Annotated in this window: 1 protein-coding gene; it reads right to left on the minus strand. The window is 58.9% G+C overall.

The window, feature by feature from the left end; translation table 11 throughout:
* Positions 1 to 283: 283 nt before the first annotated feature.
* Positions 284 to 632, minus strand: a 349-nt coding sequence (locus ACL03I_RS39470) for an integrase core domain-containing protein (protein WP_412808668.1), incomplete at its 5' end; no start/stop codon positions are given.

The following is a 632-nucleotide window of genomic DNA, read 5'->3' on the forward strand; positions in this document are numbered from 1 at the left end:
CCTGCCGTGCCGACGCTGGCCATCGTCCGGTCAACCTCGGCCAAATACGAGGCCGCCATGACTTCACTGGCCGGTCAAGCTGCGTCATCGTCATCGAACTTTCACCGAATCGCAGCAGTCCCTCGCATCGAACTTAGAGCAGCTTGCTGACAAGCTCGCCATCACGCGAAGTCGGCGATAATGCCCCAAAGCTGGTTGTCAGCGTATCTCACTACGAGCATGCGGCAGCTTGCTGCCATTGGGTCAATTTGTCGGAGAATGCGAGGCACCATCGCTAGTTGTGCTACTGACGATGGCCGTTGACAGTGTGGGCCTGGGTCTTCTGTAGCAGCCTCTCATAGGGTGTCTGCCCTGCGAGGCCGCCGTGTGGGCGGTGGAAGTTGTAGTAGTCCTCCCATTCCTTGAGCTTGTCGTTGAACAACCCGGTGTCGTCGATGACGACACCGTCGAGGAGTCGGTAGAACTCTTCGGCGTCGATGCGGTGCGAGCGCTCCACCTTGCCGTTGAGGCGCGGGGTTGCTGGTTTGATGTAGGTGTGGCCGATGCCCTGGTCGATCACGTGCCAGTGGAACGCCGACTGGAACTCCGCACCATTGAGCACCATTGAGTTCCTAACGGATGTCAACTCACCA

This window comes from Nocardia sichangensis, from assembly GCF_047200615.1.
Classification (GTDB): Bacteria; Actinomycetota; Actinomycetes; order Mycobacteriales; family Mycobacteriaceae; genus Nocardia; species Nocardia sichangensis.